A 3,106-nucleotide genomic window follows, 5' to 3' on the forward strand; every position below is an offset into this window, starting at 1 on the left:
GTTCCACCAACTGACTTCAAAAAGACTGGCTTTACCAGTAAAATAGCCAATTACATCACAGAAAAAGGAAAACAATACCATCGCAATTACGAAGTGGACAACGATGGGATGAATCGTATCTGGATAGGGTAAATTGTGGTCGTTCAAAGATGTAAAATACTCAAGCATTGTCTTCTCCTGGACATATCTACCGCACTTTGGTCAATCAATTTTGGATTGCCTATTTTGGATTTTAGATTTATTCCGTCCCTGACGAGATATAAACCAGAAGACCTTAATCCAAAATCGCTAGTTAAACTGCAATGATTGATGGATACTAACTAACATCACTACAAGTATCCATCCATAATTGACCGCAATCTGTTCAATATGTGCGCGGTGCAATACGCTTAATTATGTCTTAGCTTTTTGTAGACAAATTTAGTAAACTTGCCTTTAGGGAACTACTTTGGTTGCAATTAATTTCCTCACGCCAATAGTCTGCAACAGCAATTTTTGATGTAGCTAAACCAAATCGCTGTCATTTGTTGATTTGCTTAACCTATCTTTTAGCTTAAGTAAATTTTTATGAATTGTCAAAACAATAATAATTAAAATTTTAAAAGTTAGTTATCTAGCAAAAATATATTTCTATAATGTATCTATTTTGGCATTAACTAAAATTCAAAAAAACCATAAGTATCATATTTTTTATGTAAAGCATTTCACAATGATAAAATTTTTAATTGTAATGTAAATGACAAATATATAGGACTCCTATTTGATTGCGTGAAAAAACTCCGTACAACTCGAAAGGGCTGATTCCCTACTCCCCACTCCCTACTCCCTACTCCCTGCCTACGCAAATAAGTTCAAAAATCAAATCGGATTGCTATATATAATTTTGGTTAGTGGATGTAAAAGCGAGTCAAGGTAAGTTAATAGCTGTGGTGGAACTGGAGAATGCTGAAAGGATTTGATGAGCCATCAAGTCACACTAACAGGTGTGAAGACAGAACAAGTGGCATTTGAGATTGTGGTAATTGGTACTTCTTTGGGCGGATTATCAGCCTTAAAAATTCTCCTGGGTAATTTACCAGCAGACTTTCTAGTGCCGATCGCGATCGTGCAACACCGTCACAAGGAGTCTAACAACACACTCCAGGAGTTATTACAAGAATATACTTCGTTGCCGATTCGAGAAGTGGAAGACAAAGACGAAATATTACCAGGACATATCTACCTAGCTCCAGCAGATTATCACTTGCTGGTTGAACCAGGTCACTTTGCCCTCTCGACTGATGAGCCTGTTTCTTATGCCAGACCATCTATCGATGTGTTATTTGAGTCAGCAGCCGATGTCTACAGTGAGCAAGTTATTGGTGTAATATTGACAGGAGCAAACCAAGATGGTATGCAAGGTCTTAAGAAAATAAAGTCGCGGGGAGGACTTACTATCGTACAAGAACCTGCTACAGCCCAAAGCGATGTTATGCCAGAAGCAGCAATTTCTGCTGTTGCAGTAGACTGGATTTTGACACTCTCAAACATTGCTTCCCAAATGGTCAAGCTTTGTCATTAATTACGGAAATAAACCCATGCAGATGGAACCCAAAGTAAACATCCTCCTAGTGGATGATAAACTAGAAAATTTGCTAGCACTAGAAGCAATCTTGGAAAAACTGGGAGAGAATCTGGTAAGAGCTACTTCTGGGGAAGAAGCTTTGAGGTGTCTGCTACATCAAGACTTTGCAGTGATTTTGCTAGATGTGCAAATGCCAGGGATGGACGGCTTTGAAACTGCAACTTTAATTCGCAATCGGGGGCGATCGCGTCACACTCCAATTATCTTTCTCACTGCCTTTAGCACCAGCGACCAAATGCTGTTTAAAGGCTATGCCTTGGGTGCAGTTGATTATTTACTCAAACCATTAGACCCCAATATTTTGACTTCTAAAGTCACAGTATTCGTAGAACTATTTCAGAAAACAGAAGCCGTCAAGCAACAAGCAGCGCAGCTAGTAGCTGTCAATGCGGAACTCAGGCAAAGTGAAGAACGATTGCGATCGCTGAGTACCTGTTCACCCGTTGGCATTTTTGAAATTGATACTGAAGGAGGATGTAGATATACTAATCCTCGCTATCAGATAATTTGTGGCTTGAAAGCAGCAGAGAGTTTACAAAAAAGATGGCTAGAATCTGTTCATCCAGAAGATAGAGAACGAGCAGTTGCCAGTTGGTCTAACTACATCCATGAAGGTCGTGATTACTCTGAAGAGTTTCGATTTCAAACCGCTCATGGCATTGTCCGTTGGGTTCAAGTTCGCTCATCACCCATGCTTTCCGGTCAAGGAGAATTGCTGGGATATGTAGGCACTCTTGAAGATATTACTGAACGCAAACAAGCAGAAGAAGTCCGCGCTCAAGTGATTCGAGAACAGACGGCAAGAGCCGAAGCAGAAGCAGCAAATCGGATGAAAGATGAGTTTCTCGCTGTTCTCTCCCACGAACTCCGCACACCCCTAACCTCAATGCTGGGCTGGTCAAAAATCCTCCGCTCTAAGAAACTTGACGAGAAAGCCACTTCCCGCGCCCTCGAAGCAATTGAACGCAACGCTATATCTCAGATGCAACTAATTGAGGATATCTTAGATGTATCCCGGATTATCCGTGGTCAGTTGCGATTAAATGTATCTGCGGTGAATCTGATCGCAGTAACGGAGGCAGCCCTAGAGGCAGTGCGTCCCCTAGCAGAACCAAAAGATATTAAGTTAAATACTGTTTTGGATACTTCGGTCGGGTCAGTTTATGGCGATCCAGCCCGATTACAGCAAGTTGTCTGGAACCTACTAACTAATGCCATTAAGTTTACCCCTAAAGGTGGCAGGGTAGATGTGAATCTGTCAGTAGTCTGTGGTGAAGAACAACAAACAACTCATAAATACGCCCAAATTCAAGTTATCGATACGGGCATTGGTACAACATCCGAGTTTTTACCCAAAGTATTTGAGCGTTTCCGGCAAGCAGACAGCACCACAACGCGATCGCACAATGGATTAGGATTAGGACTAGCGATCGTCCGTCATCTAGTAGAACTGCACAAGGGTACAATCTTTGCCGAAAGTTT

Annotated in this window: 3 protein-coding genes; 2 read left to right on the top strand and 1 reads right to left on the bottom strand. The window is 41.3% G+C overall.

Going from position 1 to position 3,106, the window contains the following annotated elements; all coding sequences use genetic code 11:
- Nucleotides 1-168: DUF2231 domain-containing protein (locus LC574_RS38635; RefSeq protein WP_306422196.1), on the bottom strand; the 168-nt coding region annotated here is incomplete at its 3' end.
- Nucleotides 169-1,000: 832 nt separating this feature from the next.
- Here LC574_RS38635 and LC574_RS33330 point away from each other — a divergent pair.
- Entirely contained in the window at nucleotides 1,001-1,561 is a 561-nt protein-coding gene (locus LC574_RS33330; RefSeq protein WP_229457863.1) for a chemotaxis protein CheB, read from the top strand.
- A gap of 16 nt (nucleotides 1,562-1,577) precedes the next feature.
- Nucleotides 1,578-3,106 (top strand): PAS domain S-box protein (locus tag LC574_RS33335; RefSeq protein WP_229457862.1); only part of this gene is annotated, 1,529 nt, incomplete at its 3' end.

The sequence above is a fragment of the Nostoc sp. CHAB 5715 genome (assembly GCF_020829685.1).
Taxonomy (GTDB): domain Bacteria; phylum Cyanobacteriota; class Cyanobacteriia; order Cyanobacteriales; family Nostocaceae; genus Nostoc.